Origin of the sequence: Reyranella sp. CPCC 100927, from assembly GCF_007859315.1 — a bacterium.
Lineage (GTDB): Bacteria > Pseudomonadota > Alphaproteobacteria > Reyranellales > Reyranellaceae > Vineibacter.
The window spans coordinates 17,825-34,834 of the sequence record NZ_VOHA01000030.1 but is presented as its reverse complement, the minus strand read 5'-3'; the positions used below and the strand labels follow the sequence as shown (position 1 = coordinate 34,834).

Genomic DNA, 17,010 nt, shown 5'->3' with positions numbered 1-17,010 from the left:
GATCCTAGGGTTGCTGTGCGTAGAGTTTCACGACCTCGTGCAGGAAGTCGCGGCCCTCGTAGAGCGAGCGCACACGGATGCGCTCGTTCAGGCCGTGTACGCCGTTGCCGTCGGGATCGCCGAACATGCCGGACAGGCCATAGGTCGCGATGCCGGCGGCCAGCAGGAAGCGGCCGTCGGTGGCGCCGGTCGCCATGGTCGGCACCAGCGGCACGCCCGGCCACATCTTGCCGGCCACCGCCTCGACCGGCCCGAGGATCTCGCGCGACAGCGGCGGCGCCGGCACGGTCGCGTTCTGGCGTCCGGCGGCGCTGATCGACACTTTCGGATCATCGATGGCGCGGATCAGTTGCTGGCGCACGTCATCGGCCGCGGTGCCGGGGAACATCCGACAGTTGACGTTGGCCCGCGCCCGCTGCGGCAGCGCGTTGCGCGCATGGCCGCCCTCGATCATCGTGGCCACGCACGTGGTGCGCAGCATGGAACGCCAGCTCGGATCGCGCGAGACGATCGCGTCGGCCCTGGCGTCGGTGGGGTCGGCCAGCAGCGCTTTCATCGCCGCGCCGGTGTCGCCGCCGGTCACCTCGGCCATGCGGGTGAAATACCCGCGCGTGGCGTCGTTCATCTGCACCGGAAACGAGTAGGCGCTGACCCGGCCCAGCGCCGCCGACAGCGTATAGATCGCATTCTCCGGCACCGGCCGCGAGCTGTGCCCGCCGGCATGCGTCGTCTCGAGGCTGAAGTCCTGGTAGACCTTCTCGCCGGCCTGGATGCCCATCGAGATGCGGTTGCCCTTGTCGTCGAGCCGGCCGCCGGCGCCTTCGTTCAGCGCAAAGGCGGCCTCCACACGCGCCCGATGATTCTGGATCAGCCAGCGCACGCCGTTGAAGGGCCAGGCGCCTTCCTCGCCGCAAGTCAGCGCCAGCTTGATGTCGCGCTTGGGCTTGAAGCCCTCCTGGCGATAGCGGATCAGGCTGTCGACGAAGACCGCCGCCATCGCCTTGTCGTCGACGGTGCCGCGGCCATAGAAGTAGCCGTTCTCCTCGATCAGGGTGAACGGATCGCGCGCCCAGTCCTCGCGCTTGGCCTCGACCACGTCGATATGGGCCAGCAGCAGCATCGCCTTGGCGGCCGGATCGGATCCGCGCAGCACCGCCGTCAGGCCGCCTTCCTTGGGATGATCGGGTGCCGTGAACACCCAGACGTCGTCGGCCGGAAAGCCGGCCTGCGTCAGCCGGGCCGCCATGCGCCGTGCCGCCAGCGTGCAGTCGCCGTTGGGATAGGCGGTGTTGGTTTCGACCAGTTCCTTGTAGAGGGCGCGGAACGCGGTCTGGTCGGGTCGCGCCGGATCGGCGTTGGCCCCTGTCGGCAGCACGGCCACGACGGCCCAGAGCGACAAGAGGCGCATCATCCGCATGACGCTCATCGCCGGTCTCCCTTTCGGTGAGGACGAAGTCGTTACAGCCGAGTTGCAGTATAGCGGCAAACCACGCGCGGGCGGTATACCGTGTGACCCGCCCACGCAGTTCATCGATGATGCGGCCACCGTTCTGCCGGATTCGCATTGGACGCTGTCAGGCGAATTGGCGCGAGATTGACGAGGTGGTCGCAGGTGTCATTATCGGCCGACATGAAGGACATCTATGCGATCGAGGGCTTGATTCGCACCACAGGCGACGTCGCCATTCCGATGGGCGGCGTGTTGTTGCGCTTCGACCTTCGACATGTGCACGAGCGCCGGTATGTGGGGCGGTTGCTGACCGACCTGCGATACCCGCAGATGGATCTCGATGAGATGCTGTTTCGCCGGTTCGTCCAACATGGCGATGGCGTGCTCGATGCCGGTGCCAATATCGGTGTGACAGCGGCAATGGCGCTTGCCGCCGGCGCGTCGCACGTCCTGGCGTTTGAAGCCGATAGTGACTTGGCTGCGCGCATCCCGAGAGAGCCGCGGATCACGGTGCACGCTTGGGCTCTCGGCGATCGGGCCGGGCAAGGTCGTCTTCTGTTGTCCGATGCGCACAATCAGGGCAATACGTTGCGCGCGGATATGAAAGCGTTGTTCACGCAGCTCTACTCGGATCGGACGAAGAGCGTTCAGGTTGAGGCGCTGGACAACGTCTCCGATGCTGCTCGTTGTCAGGTGTGGAAGCTTGACGTTGAAGGGGCGGAAGCGGATGTGCTTCGAGGGGCCACGCGCCTCCTTGCGGAGTCACCGCCGCGCATCATTCTGGCCGAGATCTACGATCAGTATTTCGACGAGGTCATGGCCGCTGTCCCGCCGAGCTACGGGCGGCGCCGGGCTGTGATCCGGGAGGAGAATTACACACTGGAGTTGGTCGAAGCAAAGCCGGGAACCCAACCGGCTTTGTTCTCTCAGCTGACCAGTCCAACGTATGTTTTCGAGAGGGCCTGGTAAGACGTCGGATCAATGCGAGGACGCCGGTATGCGCAGTGACATGCTGATTCGGCGCGGTGCGGTGATGGCTTTCCTGTCCGTCATCTGCGCCGCGGTGATGCTGATCCCGTCCGGTGCGCATGCCTGTGCATGCTGTACGGACACCGGTCAGCGGCGCGTCGCGACGGAAAAGCTCAGCGACTATCAGCGCGGCGAAATCGCCCGCCTGCGCTTTGCGCCGGCCGCCAGCCTGTTCACGGGCGCTGCCGATCCGCAAGACCTGAAGGGCCTGCGGGCGACGACGAGTTCGTACGATCTCGAGGTGCGGCGGACGGGCGGCGACATCGTCTTTGCGTTCAGCGACAACGGCAAGCCGGCGGGCACCTTGGCGCTGGCATGGCCGGAGCAGATCGCGGTCTTCGAGGTCGATCCGCGCACGGACACGCGCGAGGGTGGCCTGGGCCCGCGGCTGTACAAGGAGTGGCGGCTGACCGGCAAGCTCGTCGGCACCGGCATCTTCGCGCCCTCCAACCATGACGCCACGCGCATCACGCTGATCCTGCAAGGCGGCGGCAACAGCTGTACCAGTGCCGAGGATTTCACCGCGTGGACGCTGGTCGTCGACGGGCCGAACGCGGCCTATTCCTTCCTGGGCGCGTTGGTTCCGCCTCAGTGACGTCAAGGCCGCCGTCGGGCCCGTCCGCCGCCAGCCGCATCAGCGCGGCGCGGAAATGGCGGGCGGCCGGGCGCAGCGGCTCGTCGAGGCGGTGCGCGAGATAGGTTTCCGACACCATCTGGCTCTGGCGGCCCAGCGCCGGTGTGCTGACCCGCACCAGCCGGCCTTCCGCGAGGTCGCGGTCGACCTGCCAGTGCGGCAGGCGCCCCCAGCCGACGCCGGCCAGGATCAACGCATGCTTGGCGTCCTGGGTGGAGACGCGGCAGGTCTGCGGTGACAGCACGCCGAAGGCGCGTCCGGCCGAACGCGTCGTCGGATCGGCCAGCACGATCTGCAGATGATCGGCGAGGTCGGCGATGCCGAGGCCGCCGTCGCCGTGCCGCGCCAGCGGATGCGTGGCCGCCACCACCGCGACCTGCACGACCGCCGACAGCGCTTCGAGCGTGATGCGCGGATCGCGGAAGTCCTCGCCGACAGTGACGGCCAGCACGCAGCGCTTGTCGACCAGCGCCTGGATCGGTCCGCCCATCGGCTCGATCGCCAGCCGCACCGTCACCGACGGATAGGCCGCCCGCATCGCGATGATCGCCTGGCCGACCTGGTGGATGGGATAGAGCGTGTCGATCACCAGCGACAGGTCGAGCTCGACGCCGTCGCCCAGGCCGCGCGCCCGGGCCCGCATGGCGTCGACCCGCAGCAGCACGTCGCGCGCGTTGGCCAGCAGCGCCTGGCCGGTCGGCGTCAGCGCCGGCCGATGTCCCGAACGGTCGAACAGCACGACGCCCAGTTGCGCCTCCAGGTTGGCGATGGCGGCGCTCACGCCTGACTGCACGCGCGCGAGCTTGCTGGCGCCGGCGCGGAAGCTGCCGCTGTCGGCGACCGTCACGAACGTGCGGATCTGGTCCAGGGTCAGGCCATCCAGCATGATCAGTCCATGTGATCAACTTGATCGCAATTCTATCACTCCATTCGGCCAGCCGGGACACCTATCTCCCCGTCGCGGCGCATCGGGCCGCGGATGGGAGACCTCATGGCGGGCGTGCTGGTGCTTTATTACTCCTCCTACGGCCACATCGAGACGATGGCGAACGCGATGGCGGCGGGCGTGCGCGAGGCCGGCGCCGCGGTGGCCGTGAAGCGGGTTCCCGAACTGGTCCCCGCGGCGGTCGCGGCCGAGGCGGGCTACCGCGTCGACCAGCCGGCACCCGTCGCCACCGTCGCCGAACTGCCCGACTATGACGCGATCATCATCGGCACGCCCACGCGCTACGGCACCGTGGCGGCCCAGATGAAGAACTTCCTCGACCAGACCGGCGGACTGTTCGCCGACAACAAACTGGTCGGCAAGGTCGGCAGCGCCTTCACCTCGACCGGCAGCCAGCACGGCGGCCATGCCACGACCATCCAGTCGGTCCACACCGTGATGCTGCATCTGGGCATGGTGATCGTCGGCCTGCCTTATACCTTCACCGGCCTGTCGCGCATGGACGAGATCAGCGGCGGCTCGCCGTTCGGCGCCTCCACCGTCGCCGACGGCGAGAACCACGCGGTGCGCCAGCCCAGCGCCAACGAGCTGGACGCCGCCCGTTTCCAGGGACGGCACGTCGCGCGCATCGCGCAAGTCTTGGCGGCGGGCCGGGTCGCCGAGGCGACCTAGCATGCCCGCAACAACGACACGGTGGGGCGTCGTCGCGCTGGTCGTGGCCGCCGGCCTGGTGGCGGCGCTGCAGGTCGGCAAGGCGGCGATCGCGACGCCGATGCTGCAGGCCGATCTCGGGCTCGGCCTGGCAGCGGTCGGCTGGCTGACCAGCATCTTCGCCGTGCTGGGCCTGGTCGGCGGCATCCCCGTGGGCGCCGCCGTCGCCAGCATCGGCGCCCGCCGCGTGCTGGTCGCCGGCCTGCTCGCCACCGCGGCCGCGGCGGCAGTCGGTGCCGTGGCCACCGCCTATCCGCTGCTGCTGGCCACGCGGGTGGTGGAAGGCGCCGGCTTCCTGCTGATCAGCGTCGCGGCGCCGTCGCTTCTCGAGGATGTCGTGGCGCCGCGGCAGCGCGATCTCGCCTTCGCGTTCTGGAGCTGCTTCATGCCGGCGGGCATTGCGCTGGCGCTGCTGGCCGGCCCGCTGCTGGGCGGCTGGCACGCGATCTGGTGGACCAGCAGTGCCGTGACGGTGCTGGTCCTGCTGGGCGTGCTCGCGGTCGTGCCGGCGCGCGCTGGACGCCAGCCGTGGTCATGGCACCGCCTGGCGGCCGACACCGGCACGATCCTGCGCGCCGGCAGTCCGCTGCTGCTGGCCGCCGCCTTCGGGCTCTACAGCCTGATGTTCTTCGCGCTGTTCAGCTTCCTGCCCGTGCTGCTGATGACGCGCATGCAGGTCGACCATCAGACCGCCGGCCTGCTCAGCGCGCTGGCGAGCGCCGTCAACATCCTGGGCAACCTGGCCGCCGGCATGGTGCTGGCGCGCGGCGGCAGCCGGGTGATGCTGCTGTCAGGCGCCAATGTCGTGATGGGCGCAACGGGCCTGGTCATCTTCCTGGCGTTGCTGCCCGACACGCCGACACTGCTGCTGTGCCTGGTGTTCTCGGCGGTGGGCGGCCTGATCCCCGCGACCCTGCTGTCCTCGACGCCGATGGCGGCACCCGTCGCCCGCCTGACGCCCGTCGTCTTCGGCCTGGTCATGCAGGGCAACAACCTCGGCCAGGTCGTCGGCCCGGTCGCGGTGGGCAGCGTCATCGATGCGCAGGGCTGGGGTGCTGCGGCGTTGATCGTGGCCGGCGCCGCCGTTCTCGCCGTGGTGACCGCCGGCGCGCTCGCGCGCGAGCTGCGGCGACCGGCATCGCCGTGACAAGACCAGGCATGCGCCGCGCATGGCGCGGCACGGCAGGCGCGAGCGTCATGGCCGCGACGCTCTGGACGGCGCCGGCCATGGCGCAAGTGTCGCTGCCGCCGGTCAACCTCGGCGACACCAGCTTCCTGGATGGCGTCGCCGGTCCCGGTGGGCTGATCGAGGAAACACTGTCAGTTGGAACGGCGCGTTCCTTCCGCGACGGGCGCGGCCGCAGGGCGGCAACGCCGCGGGATCTGTCGACGGTCAGCGCGCTCACGCACATCGCCTATATTTCGCACCAGAAGGTGTTCGGCGCCTATTGGGGTGCCGAGATCGTGCTGCCCGTGGCGCGGGTCGCGCTCGATGTCGCGCCCGGCGTGCGTGGCCGCACGACCGGCATCGGCGACCTGTTCATCAGCCCGGTCCTGCTGCAATGGCCCGAGCAGCGCCTGTTCGGCCGCCCGTTCTGGCAGCGCCTCAACCTCAACGTCAGCGTGCCGACGGGACGCTACAGCAGCCGGCGTCTGGTGAATGCCGGCAGCAACGTGGTCCAGGTCAACCCGCACTACGCCTTCACGTGGATGGCGTCGGACACATGGGACGTCAGCGGCCGGCTGCACTACCTCTGGGTCTCGGCCAACGACGATCCGCCCGACGGCCTGGGCGCCCGCTCGATCCAGCCGGGCCAGGCGCTGCACGCCAATCTCTCGCTGTCGCGCGCGGTCGCCGACGGCTTGCGGCTCGGCCTGTCGGGCTACGTCCTGCAGCAGATCACGTCGGATCGCATCGACGGTGTCGCGCAAAAGCGCTCGCGTGAACGTGTCGTGGGCATCGGCCCCGGCGTGCAGTGGCGCCATGACGCTGTCACGCTCACCGCCAACGCCTACTGGGAAACGGCAGCCCGCGACCGCCCCGAACAGATCCGCGTCCTGCTGCGCTTCAGTCATACGTTCTAGACCAGCCGGGTATGAGATCACCACAGAGACACAGAGGGCACAGAGATCACAGAGGGTGACGTCCCTCTCCGTGTCCTCTGTGCCCTCTGTGTCTCTGTGGTGAAGCCTTCGTCGTGATCAAACCCGAGGCGCGGCCGGCGGAAAGCCGTGGCGCTTGGCCTGCCAGGCCACCAGCAACGTCGGCACCAGCAGGGCGACCAGCAGCCACGGCATGACGGCGACACCCGCGGTCTCCAGCACGATGCCGCCGGCCAGTCCGCCGCCGGCGATGGCGATGTTCCACACCGTGACGATCATCGATTGCGCGACATCGCCGGCATCGCCCGCGGCATGGCGCAAGGCGGTCTGCAACAGCGTGGCGATGCCGCCATAGGACAGTCCCCACAACCCGACGCCGGCATAGACGACGGCGGCGACATCGCCCCACAGCCCCAGCGCGGCGGCGGCCACTGCGAACAGCACGGTGCTGGCCAGCACCAGCGCGCGCAGCCAGCGATCGATCAGCACGCCGGTGATCCAGATGCCGGCCAGCGCCGCGGTGCCGAAGACCAGCAGCACGACATCGATCGCGCGCGCGAGGCCGGCGGGAACGACGAAAGGCGCGATGTAGGTGTAGAGCAGGTTCTGCGCCAGCGCGAAGGCCAAGGTGACGAACAGCACCGGCCGGATGCCGGGCAGCATGAACACGGCGGCGACCGGCAGGCGCCGCTCGGCGGCCTGGCCGGGGAAATCGGGAACCTTCGCCAGGACCCAGCCGATCAGGATCAGGGTCAATCCGCTCATGATGCCGAAGGCGACGCGCCAGCCGACGACGTTGCCGAGAAAGGTGCCCGCCGGAATCCCCAGCGACAGCGCCAGCGGGATGCCGACCATGGCGACGGCAATGGCGCGTCCTTTCAGGTGCTCGGGCACCATGCGCGTGGCAAAGCCCGACAGCAGTGCCCACAGCAGTCCGGCGAACACGCCGGCCAGGAAGCGCGCGGCCAGCGTCAGTGCGTAGCTGGTCGACAGTGCCGTGACCAGGTTGACGACGGCGAAGCCGCCGACCGCGATCAGCAGCAGCGGGCGTCGCCGCCAGCCTTGGGTCGCGATCGTGAGCGGGATCGCCGTCGCCAGGCTGCCGATGGCATAGAGCGTCACCAGCTGGCCGACCAGCGCTTCCGATACGCCGAGGTCGGCGCTCATGGCCGGCAGCACGCCCGCCGGCAGCGCTTCGGTGAGCACGGTGATGAAGCCGGCCATGGCCAGCGCCAGCAGGCCGGCCATCGGCAGGCCTTGATGCCGCGCTGATCCGGCGTGGCCGCCGCGTGGGGCCAGCGTGTCGGTCGTCGATGTCATGTAAACCACCAATCGAAAAGCGAGCGAGAGATCGGCGGTTAGATAAGGGCATCGGTCACCCAGGAGAATTGCGCTTCAGTTCCAGACATATCGGACGTATCTGTCCGTAATCGACTCGTGCCCGGGCGACGGTCATTCCGGGCGCAGCGAGGGATCTTTCGTCATGGACGGTCCGCACACTGCCAAAGATTCCTCGCTCCGCTCGGAATGACAGCCACCGAAGGCCCACCACGGGAGAGTTCACCATGGACAGTCTCGGTTCGCTCAATGCCTTCATGCAGGCTGCCGACACGCGCAGCTTCACCCTGGCGGGCCGGCAGCTGGGCGTGTCGTCCTCCGCTGTCGGCAAGGCGGTGGCGCGGTTGGAAGAGCGCCTGGGCGTGCGGCTGTTCCACCGCTCGACACGCACCATCACCCTGACGCCCGAGGGCGCGCTCTTTCTCGAACGCTGCCGGCGCATCCTGTGCGAGATCGACGCCGCCGAGCAGGAGCTGGCGCAGACGCAGGGCGCGCCGCGCGGCAGGCTGCGGGTCAGCCTGCCGATCATCGGCATGCTGGTGATGCCGGCGCTGAGCGCCTTCATGCGGGCCTATCCCGAGGTCGCGCTCGACCTCGACTTCAGCGACCGCCTGGTCGATGTGATCGACGAGGGCTTCGATGTCGTGATCCGCGCCGGCGAGGCCCGCGACTCGCGGCTGATGACCCGCTCGCTGGGTACGTTCCGCTCCAAGCTCGTCGGCACGTCGGGCTACTTCGCGCGCGCCGGCGTGCCGCGCAAACCGGAAGACCTCACGGCGCATGCCTGTCTGCATCACCGCTTCGCCACCACCAGCAAGCTCGAGCGCTGGCCGCTGCGCCGTGGGCGGCGCGACATCGCCATCGACCTGCCGGTCACCGCCGTGGCCAACACCATCGAGCCGCTGATCCACATGGCCGAGCAGGGACTGGGGATTGCCTGTCTGCCCGATTTCGCCATCCGCCCGCAGCTCGCGGCGGGCACGCTGGTGTCCGTGCTCGAGCCGCACGTCCACCACAGCGGCACCTTCCGCATCCTGTGGCCGTCGAGTCGTCACCTGTCGCCCAAGCTCCGGGTCTTCGTCGACTTCATGGCGCAGAAGTTGTTTGCGGCGTGACGCGCCTGTCGATGGGAAGCAACGGCAGGCGCTTATGGTGCGGACGGCCGCGTTCAGGCTTTGCCCGTCCCCAGGTCGTCGGAATGCCCGGCCTTCACGCGCGGCCACTGGACGATGGGACGTCCATCGGTGCGGTAGTAGTGCCCGCCTTGCCACCGCGGCCAGCCGGCGGGCGAGTCCTCCCAGGCCTCCTGCCGCCCGTAAACCGTCAGGTCGAGCAAGGCGTAGCTGTTGCCCATCATCTCGACGCCGCGCCCCGTCGTCCAATAGGTCTCGAAGACTTGCGATCCTTCCCGCAGGTAGCTGACGAGATGCATCATGCCGATTCGCCGTCCCACCAGCAGCGTGTCGAGCGAGCCCTGCGCCGAGTACCACGGCGTCTGCCAGCCCATGAAGTCGCGGTACCGGGCGCTTTCGGCGTACGGCCCCTGGCAGAACGTGGCGTAGGTGACATCGCGGGAATGCAGGAACGACAGCTCGCGGACCTGCGCGGTATAGAGGGTGCACCCCTCGCACTGCTTCGGCGCCGGCTGGCCGGCATGCCACATGAAGTAGTAGGCGAGCAGCATCCGGCGACCTTCAAACGCATCCAACAGCGTCACGGTGCCCTGGTCGCCGACCAGCGGCGTTGCGCCATCCACCGCGACCATGGGCAGTCGTCGGCGGGCTGCGGCAATGGCGTCTTCTTCCCGGGTGTGAGCCTTCTCGCGCGCCCGCAGCGTATCCAGTTCCGCTTGGAACGTGGCCCGATCGACGATCGCAGGTACATCTTTTGTCGTCATCGCTCCGTCTCCATCGTGTGCCATCTCCTGCTCACACTAGGTGTCCGATCATGCGCCGCGGGAGTGACAAGTGTGGCGGGATTCCGGGGGCGGGCGCTGGCAGGTCCGGCGGTGGAAACGACGGACGCCCGATGCGATCGCGTCGTCTGGCCGTTCCACCGCCGCGGTGGTAGTGCTGGACAGGTCATGACGACGTTCAACGATCACGCGTCCCACCGGGCGATCGCCGATCTCGGCGCGGCGCCTCTTCTGGCGGGCTTCCGTCTCCTCGATGTCGCCGTCGGCGCCGACATCACCATCCGGGCGGCGGTCGGCGGCAAGGGACCGCCGCTTCTGCTGCTGCACGGCCATCCGCAGACCCACGTGACATGGCGCAAGATCGCGCCGGCATTGGCGGAGCGGTTCACGGTCGTCGCCGCCGATTTGCGCGGCTACGGCGACAGCAGCAAGCCACCGGGTGGCGAGAACCACAGGGCCTATGCCAAGCGCAGCATGGCCCGCGACCAGGTCGCGCTGATGCAGGCGTTGGGACATCCGCGTTTCGCCGTCGCCGGTCATGACCGCGGCGGCCGTGTCGCCCATCGCATGGCGCTTGATCATCCCGACACCGTCACGCGCATCGCCGTCATGGACGTCGTGCCGACGGCGACCATGTATGCGCGCACCGACAAGGAGCTCGCGACCCGTTATTTCTGGTGGTTCTTTCTCATCCAGCCGGCGCCGCTGCCGGAGCGCCTGATCGCCGCCGATCCTGAATTCTTTCTGCGCCGGCACATCGATGGCCAGCTCAAGACGCCCGGCGCCACCGAGCCCGAGGCCTTTGCCGAGTACCTGCGCTGCTACAGCGACCCGGCGACGCGTCACGCCATCTGCGAGGACTACCGCGCCGCCGCGACGATCGACCTGGTCCACGATGCCGAGGACGCCGACGCGCGGATCAGGGTACCGCTGCTCGCGATCTGGGGCGCGAAGGGTTCGATCGACGTGCTGTTCGACGTTCCCGAAGCCTGGCGCGAGAAGGCGCTCCACGTCGAGGGACGCGCCTTCGATTGCGGCCACACGCTGCAGGAAGAGCGGCCCCAGGAGACGATCACGGCACTGCTGGATTTCTTTTCATCGTGATGTGCAGGCGCAGGACCAAGCGAAGGACCCTGCGGTGTGTCGCCCGCACGAACGCGCGGTCCCGAGGAAGAAGAATTCACCACGGAGGCACAGAGGACACAGAGGCACACGGAGATAAGGCCACGGCGCACCTTCGGCGCGCGCGAAGAATGTTCTCTGTATTACTGACCTCAAGAATCGTCGTGCACTGCGACGATTTCTCCTTGCGGTGGCTCGGCCAGTGAATGCCGTCCTGGCGACGGCTGGGACCGCGCCGCTCCAGCGGCGCTCATGATCCGCCGCTGCGCGTCGGGGCGTCGCTGGAGCGACGCGGTCCGACCCGTCACCAGCGCCATCACGCACTCGCTTCACCTTACTTTGGTTGCGGCCAACGGCCGTGCTGTGTCCTCTGTGCCTCCGTGGTGAATTCTTCATGTCGCACATGTGAGCCGGCGCGGTCGGCGCACTTGTGCCGCAGCGCTCCCGCTTGCGCCGTCAGTGGCCTTTGCCCAGGACATGGGCCGTGACAGGGTGCTCGATGCCCTTGAGCGACAGCGAGCGCGTCTGGGCGCCGGCGACGAGATCGGCGGCTTGTGCGGCGGCCGCCGCCGAGACCAGGATTTCGCCGGCCGCTGCCTGCGATTCGAGCCGGGCTGTCAGATTGACGGCGCCGCCGATCGCAGTGAATTCGCTGCGGAACGTCGAGAATTCGCCGATCTCGACCAGGCCGGTGTGAACGCCGACGCCGACACCAACGCCGTCGGCCGCCGGCTCACCCTGGCGCGACGCCAGATCGTTGAGTGCCGCCGTGCAATGCCGCTGGATGTCGAGCGCCGCTTGTACGGCGGCGCTGGCATGGTGCGCGATCTTGATCGGAAAGTTGAAGATCGCCATCAGGCCGTCGCCCATCTGCTTGTTGACGATGCCGTCGTTGTTCCAGATGGCCTGGGCGCATTGATCCTGGAACAGGCTGACGATCTCGCTCAGGACCACGGGGTTTATCCGCTCCGACAAATGGGTATAGCCCCGGATATCGGCGAACAGGATGGTGACGGTGGCCGAGATATGCCGCTGTTTCTTGACGAAGCTGAACGAACGCTCGCAGATCGTGCAGATGTTCGGGTTCATCTTGCTTCGCGTGATGCCGCAGACGCGGAACGGGAATGCCAGAGGACCCCGGATCGGGATTGGCACGCGCATCTGGTCCCAACAGCCACGGCAAATGCGAGCGTGGTCGCGCGCGGTGGATGGCATCTTGCTCGACGTCCTGGTTTTGATCGGCCAGCCGAGCATCTCCCCCGCCGGATGGCCTCGCCGAATCAGATTGTCGCGTTCGACGGTCTTTGGCAACGCAAAGTCGTTGTTCGACGGCAGATGGGCTTTCCTGAGCGCGCGACCATATGACCGCCTCGAAGTCGGGCGTATTTGATTGGTCCTAAGAAGTCGGGTCCGCTGATGATCGCATCTTCTTGAACGCGGTCGCGCTTCACCGGGCGGGTTGCCAGTTCTGCAGCAGCCGATCGGGAAAGGCTTCCACCAGGAAGGTGACGAACGCCGTCACCTTCGGATTGACCAGCCACCGCGGGCGATGCAGCGCCCTGAGTTCGATCGGTCGCACCGTCGGCGGCGTTACCACCAGCATCTCGTCGCGCGAAACAGCGCCCGACCAGGCGTTCCTCGGCGTGCGGGTTGACGCGAATGAAAGCGTCATAGCGGTCCATGATTGGCCCACTTTCGAGACGATCCATCTCAACAATGGCATCTTCGATCCGATATCGGAACGACTCATATGGGCAGGCAATGCAACGCGCTGTTCCGGACCGGACGGCGCGCATGTCCAGAGGAGCATACCGATGAGCAGCGTTTGGGATCCCATCACGGTCGGCCGCATCAGCCTGCCGCACCGCTTTGCCATGTCGCCGATGACCCGCAGCCGGGCCGCGGACGACGGCACGCCGGGCGACCTCGCCGCCGAATACTACAGCCAGCGGGCCGCGCTCGGGTTGCTGATCACGGAAGGTACGCAGCCCTCGGCGGACGGGCAGGGCTATCTGAGCACGCCCGGCATCTACACCGATCGCCATGTCGAGGGCTGGCGCCGCATCACCCAGGCGGTGCACGGCCGTGGTGGTCGTCTCTTCGTCCAGCTGATGCATGTTGGCCGCATGGGCCACCCCGACAACCCGCCGCACCACCGCCTGCCGGTGGCGCCGTCGGCCATCGCGTCGGGCGAGACGCTGCACACCCGCAACGGTCCCCAGCCGACGCCAACGCCGCGGATGCTGACGGCGGACGAGATCCGCGCCACGATTGCCGATTACCGCCATGCCGCGGCCAGGAGCATCGAAGCCGGCGCCGACGGCGTCGAGATCCACGGCGCCAACGGCTACCTGATCCAGCAATTCTTCTCGCCCAATGCCAACACGCGCACCGACGCCTATGGCGCTTCGATGGTGAACCGGGCGCGTTTCGGGCTCGAGGTTGCGGCGGCGATCGCCGCCGAGATCGGACCCGATCGCACCGGCATTCGCCTGTCGCCCGGGTCGCGGCTGGGCGGCATCGTCGAGGGCGACGACCATGAAGCGCTCTACCTTCATGTGGTCGAGGAACTCGCCAGGCTCGATCTCGCCTACCTGCATATCGCGCATGGCGGCAACGATGCGCTGCTGAAGCGCATCCGCGCCGCCTGGCCGCGGACCCTGCTGGTCAACCGCATCAACCGTCCGCTCGAGGCGGCGATGGCCGACATCGAGGCCGGCCTCGCCGACATCGCGCCCGTGGGGCGCTGGGCACTGGCCAACCCCGATTTCATCGAGCGTTTCCGTCGCGGTGCTGCGCTCAACCCACCTGATGCGTCGACGTTCTACAGCGCCGGCGCGCGCGGCTACACCGACTACCCGCGCCTCGCCGACAGCCGCCCGGCAATTTAGGCCGGACGGGCCTGCATCGCTGAGCGGTGCAAGGTGCACGTGGAGCGGACGGCGTTACGGGAATATGGTGCGGTCGAGGCTGGCGGCAGACGTCTGCGGCGTCGGCCTCGAAGCAGCACCATCGTTGCGCGTTCGGTGGACAGTGGGGACAGGGGCATGAAGCTTCGTTTCGAGCGTGGTCGGCGCGATGAGCTGAAAACCCTGCATCCCGCCTACTACGCGCTCGTCATGGCCACCGGGATCGTGTCGATCGCCGCCGATCTTCACGGCGTGGCGCTGGTGCCGATCGTCCTGTTCTGGCTCAACGCCCTGTTTCTCGCCGTGCTGCTGGCGGCGACGCTGGCGCGCGTCCTGCGCCATCCCCGTGCTTTCGCCGCCGACATCGCAAGCCACAGCCGCGGTGTCGGCTTTTTCACGGCGGTGGCCGCCACCGCCGTGTTCGGCACGCAGAGCCTGTTGCTGCTGGCGGCCACCGATGTGGCCATCGTGTGTTGGATCGTCGCGGTGGCGCTGTGGGCCGTCGTCACCTACGGCGTTCTCGCGGTGCTCACGGTCAAGGCCGACAAGCCCAGCCTGGCCGAGGGCCTCAATGGCGGCTGGCTGGTCATCGTCGTGGCGGCGCAGTCGGTGGCGATCCTGACCGTCCTGGTCCTGCCGGACGCGGTGCCGGCGCATCTGCATCAGCCGCTGATGTTCGCGGCACTGGTGCTGTGGCTGGGTGGCGGCGCCGTCTATCTCTGGATCATGACGCTGATCTTCTTCCGCTACACGTTCGTGCGGATGTCGCCCGCGGATCTGACGCCCACCTACTGGATCAACATGGGGGCCGTGGCGATTTCCGCGCTGGCCGGATCCATCCTGGCCGAGCACGCCGCGCTGTCGCCTGTCGTCGGCGACATCGCGGCCTTCATGAAGGGCGGTGCCTTGTTCTTCTGGGCCGTGGCCAGCTGGTGGATCCCCATGCTCGTGGTGCTGGGCGTGTGGCGCTACCTGATCCGCGGTGTGCCCTTCGCCTACGATCCGCTCTATTGGGGCGGCGTCTTTCCGTTGGGCATGTACGCCGTCTCCAGCTGGCATCTGACGCGCATCGTCGATGCGCCGTTCCTGTTGCCGCTGTCCAAGGCGTTCATGCTGATCGCGCTCGCCGCCTGGGCCGCGACCTTCATTGGTATGCTCGACAGCTTCGTGGTGCGGGCTGCGCACCGCGCCTCGGTGCCTTGAGCGCGTCTCGTCTGCCAGCCTGGCGTACGGATCAGCGCAGGCCGGCGTCGACGATCAGCGATTGCCTGGTGATCGTGCGGCTGTCGTTTGCGGCGAGGAAGAGGGCGGCGCGCGCGACCTCCTCCTCGAGCAGCGTCTTCTTCAGCGACTGGGGCTGCACGCTTGCGCCGGTCGCTGACGATCGACGACGTGATCGGACGCGCCGCCGCGGGCGATACCAGCTGCCGCCATGCCATCGCGGGCACCGCCGACGCGGCTGGTCGGGGCCTGGGCATCATCGGCTCCATTCTCAATCCAGGTGTTGTCGTGGTGGGCAGCCGTGGCTTGGCGGCTGGGCAGTTGCTGCTCGAACCGCTCGAAGCCGCATACGAGCGTCACACGCTGTTGAAACGCGCGCAACTCAGCCGGGCGCACCGAGTCAGGGTCATACCCGCGCGCTTTGCCGGGGACGGTCCACTGATGGGAGCCGTGACTCTGGTGTTGCGGCGCTATGGCGAGCTGCAAAACGAGATGTGAAGGACGGTATCACCAATAGGCCTGATCCCCGGCATCTTGGCTTCGGATATGATGGGTGAATGCGGCGGCGATGGCGCGTCCATGCGCCCGAGAAGCCGGCAGGACGACGAGGAGACAGCAGCACCATGAACATCGATTTTGCGGGTAAGAAGGCCATCATCTGCGGCGGCAGCCGGGGCATTGGCAAGGCGATCGCGCTGGGCTTTGCGACCTGCGGCGGCGACGTATCGATCTGCGCCCGCGACCGCAAGGCTCTGGAGGAAACCCGGTCCGAAATCGCCAAGCTCGGCCGCAAGGCCCATGCCGCCAGTGCCGACCTATCGCAGGGCGAGGCAGTGCGCGGCTATGTGCGCGACGCCATCGCCGCTTTGGGTGGTGTCGATCTCCTGGTCAACAACGCATCGGCCTTCGGATCGTCGGATGACGATAAGGGCTGGACCAGCAGCCTTGCCGTCGACATGGTGTCGATCGTGCATGCGACACAGGAGGCACTGCCGGCGCTGAAGCAATCACAGGGAAGCGTGGTGAACATTTCCTCCATCGCCGCGCTTCATCCCGCTGCCCGGCAACCGCCTTACGGTGCGATCAAGGCGGCGGTGATCCACTACACCACGACGCAGGCGGCGATGTATGCCGTGGACCGGGTCCGGGTGAACTGCATCGCTCCCGGTTCGATCGAGTTTCCCGGCGGCGTGTGGGACCGGCGGAAGACCGAGAACCCGACGCTTTACAACGCGACACTGGCGTCGATTCCGTTCGGGCGCATGGGGCATCCCGAGGAAGTGGCGAACGTCGCGCTGTTCCTCGCCTCGCCGCTGGCATCGTGGGTGACCGGCCAGACGATCGCGGTTGCCGGTGCGCAGGGATTGTAGGCGATTGTTCTTCGTAGATCAGGGCGAGGGCACGTCTTTGGCGTGCCGGCCCGGCGTTTCGGTCGTTGCGTCGGCGGTGCTCGGGAGTCCAACTTTCGGAAGGCAGTGCCTTGATCGGGAATGCGTCCGCGATGAACGGCGCGACGGAGCACTCGCAGAGACCGGCGGGCCGGAGCGTGCAAGCGTCGGCTGCCACTGTCTTCCTGACAGCTTGTGATTTTATTGGCCCATGCTGTCATTCCGAGCGTAGCGAGGAATCTTT

The 17,010-nt window shown here is 67.7% G+C and carries 18 protein-coding genes; 11 read left to right on the top strand and 7 right to left on the bottom strand.

The features are described 5' to 3' along the window. Positions 1-4 precede the first annotated feature (4 nt). A complete protein-coding gene (locus tag FQU96_RS38020; RefSeq protein ID WP_218575032.1) occupies positions 5-1,426 on the bottom strand; it encodes a M20/M25/M40 family metallo-hydrolase in 1,422 nt (473 codons plus the stop codon). A 204-nt stretch (positions 1,427-1,630) separates the two neighbouring features. Here FQU96_RS38020 and FQU96_RS38015 point away from each other — a divergent pair, with 204 nt between their 5' ends. Together FQU96_RS38015 and FQU96_RS38010 are read left to right on the top strand one after the other, a co-directional pair. Further along, positions 1,631-2,419, top strand: coding sequence for an FkbM family methyltransferase (locus tag FQU96_RS38015; protein WP_146546641.1), 789 nt, complete (start codon positions 1,631-1,633; stop codon positions 2,417-2,419). A 28-nt stretch (positions 2,420-2,447) separates the two neighbouring features. Then, positions 2,448-3,074, top strand: a complete 627-nt coding sequence (locus FQU96_RS38010) for a hypothetical protein (protein WP_146546640.1) — start codon at positions 2,448-2,450, stop codon at positions 3,072-3,074. Here FQU96_RS38010 and FQU96_RS38005 read toward each other — a convergent pair. After that, positions 2,998-3,999, bottom strand: a complete 1,002-nt coding sequence (locus tag FQU96_RS38005; RefSeq protein WP_146546639.1) for a LysR family transcriptional regulator — start codon at positions 3,997-3,999, stop codon at positions 2,998-3,000. The two genes, FQU96_RS38010 and FQU96_RS38005, sit on opposite strands and share 77 nt — an antisense overlap. 105 nt (positions 4,000-4,104) lie before the next feature. Here FQU96_RS38005 and wrbA point away from each other — a divergent pair, with 105 nt between their 5' ends. The 3 genes from wrbA to FQU96_RS37990 are packed head-to-tail and all read left to right on the top strand — an operon-like array spanning position 4,105 to position 6,855. Next, positions 4,105-4,731, top strand: a complete 627-nt coding sequence (wrbA, locus tag FQU96_RS38000) for an NAD(P)H:quinone oxidoreductase (protein WP_146546638.1) — start codon at positions 4,105-4,107, stop codon at positions 4,729-4,731. Position 4,732: 1 nt separating this feature from the next. Beyond that, a complete protein-coding gene (locus FQU96_RS37995; protein ID WP_146546637.1) occupies positions 4,733-5,917 on the top strand; it encodes an MFS transporter in 1,185 nt (394 codons plus the stop codon). Positions 5,918-5,967: 50 nt separating this feature from the next. Continuing rightward, complete coding sequence (locus FQU96_RS37990; RefSeq protein ID WP_178131047.1) at positions 5,968-6,855, top strand: transporter; 888 nt, start codon at positions 5,968-5,970, stop codon at positions 6,853-6,855. Positions 6,856-6,972: 117 nt separating this feature from the next. Here the strand turns inward: FQU96_RS37990 and FQU96_RS37985 are convergent, their stop codons facing one another. Then, the gene (locus tag FQU96_RS37985) at positions 6,973-8,193 is read right to left on the bottom strand and encodes an MFS transporter (protein ID WP_146546635.1); all 1,221 of its coding nucleotides are present in this window, start codon (positions 8,191-8,193) and stop codon (positions 6,973-6,975) included. 245 nt (positions 8,194-8,438) lie between these two features. Here FQU96_RS37985 and FQU96_RS37980 point away from each other — a divergent pair, with 245 nt between their 5' ends. Further along, on the top strand, positions 8,439-9,326 hold the full coding sequence (locus FQU96_RS37980) for a LysR family transcriptional regulator (protein WP_146546634.1): 888 nt from the start codon (positions 8,439-8,441) through the stop codon (positions 9,324-9,326). Between the two features lie 53 nt (positions 9,327-9,379). On the opposite strand, the gene FQU96_RS37975 is transcribed toward FQU96_RS37980, so the two are convergent. Then, a complete protein-coding gene (locus FQU96_RS37975) occupies positions 9,380-10,108 on the bottom strand; it encodes a DUF899 family protein (protein ID WP_146546633.1) in 729 nt (242 codons plus the stop codon). Between the two features lie 186 nt (positions 10,109-10,294). On the opposite strand from FQU96_RS37975, the gene FQU96_RS37970 reads away from it, so the two are divergent. After that, a complete protein-coding gene (locus FQU96_RS37970) occupies positions 10,295-11,230 on the top strand; it encodes an alpha/beta fold hydrolase (protein WP_146546632.1) in 936 nt (311 codons plus the stop codon). Positions 11,231-11,704: 474 nt separating this feature from the next. Here FQU96_RS37970 and FQU96_RS37965 read toward each other — a convergent pair whose 3' ends face one another. Beyond that, the gene (locus FQU96_RS37965) at positions 11,705-12,463 is read right to left on the bottom strand and encodes an adenylate/guanylate cyclase domain-containing protein (RefSeq protein WP_146546631.1); all 759 of its coding nucleotides are present in this window, start codon (positions 12,461-12,463) and stop codon (positions 11,705-11,707) included. 232 nt (positions 12,464-12,695) lie between these two features. After that, positions 12,696-12,920 (bottom strand): hypothetical protein, encoded by a 225-nt coding sequence (locus FQU96_RS37960; protein WP_146546630.1) that lies wholly within the window; start codon positions 12,918-12,920, stop codon positions 12,696-12,698. A gap of 142 nt (positions 12,921-13,062) precedes the next feature. On the opposite strand from FQU96_RS37960, the gene FQU96_RS37955 reads away from it, so the two are divergent. Then, positions 13,063-14,139 (top strand): alkene reductase, encoded by a 1,077-nt coding sequence (locus FQU96_RS37955; protein WP_146546629.1) that lies wholly within the window; start codon positions 13,063-13,065, stop codon positions 14,137-14,139. A gap of 156 nt (positions 14,140-14,295) precedes the next feature. Next, positions 14,296-15,360, top strand: coding sequence for a tellurite resistance/C4-dicarboxylate transporter family protein (locus FQU96_RS37950; protein WP_146546628.1), 1,065 nt, complete (start codon positions 14,296-14,298; stop codon positions 15,358-15,360). Between the two features lie 31 nt (positions 15,361-15,391). Here FQU96_RS37950 and FQU96_RS37945 read toward each other — a convergent pair whose 3' ends face one another. Continuing rightward, a complete protein-coding gene (locus FQU96_RS37945) occupies positions 15,392-15,520 on the bottom strand; it encodes an SDR family oxidoreductase (protein ID WP_178131045.1) in 129 nt (42 codons plus the stop codon). A gap of 2 nt (positions 15,521-15,522) precedes the next feature. Between FQU96_RS37945 and FQU96_RS37940 the strand changes: the two genes are divergently transcribed. Both FQU96_RS37940 and FQU96_RS37935 read left to right on the top strand, forming a co-directional pair. Then, the gene (locus tag FQU96_RS37940) at positions 15,523-15,876 is read left to right on the top strand and encodes an ROK family protein (RefSeq protein WP_178131043.1); all 354 of its coding nucleotides are present in this window, start codon (positions 15,523-15,525) and stop codon (positions 15,874-15,876) included. A 125-nt stretch (positions 15,877-16,001) separates the two neighbouring features. Continuing rightward, positions 16,002-16,748: an SDR family NAD(P)-dependent oxidoreductase gene (locus FQU96_RS37935; protein ID WP_146546626.1), complete on the top strand. Its 747-nt coding sequence runs from the start codon at positions 16,002-16,004 to the stop codon at positions 16,746-16,748. The last annotated feature ends 262 nt before the right edge of the window (positions 16,749-17,010 follow it).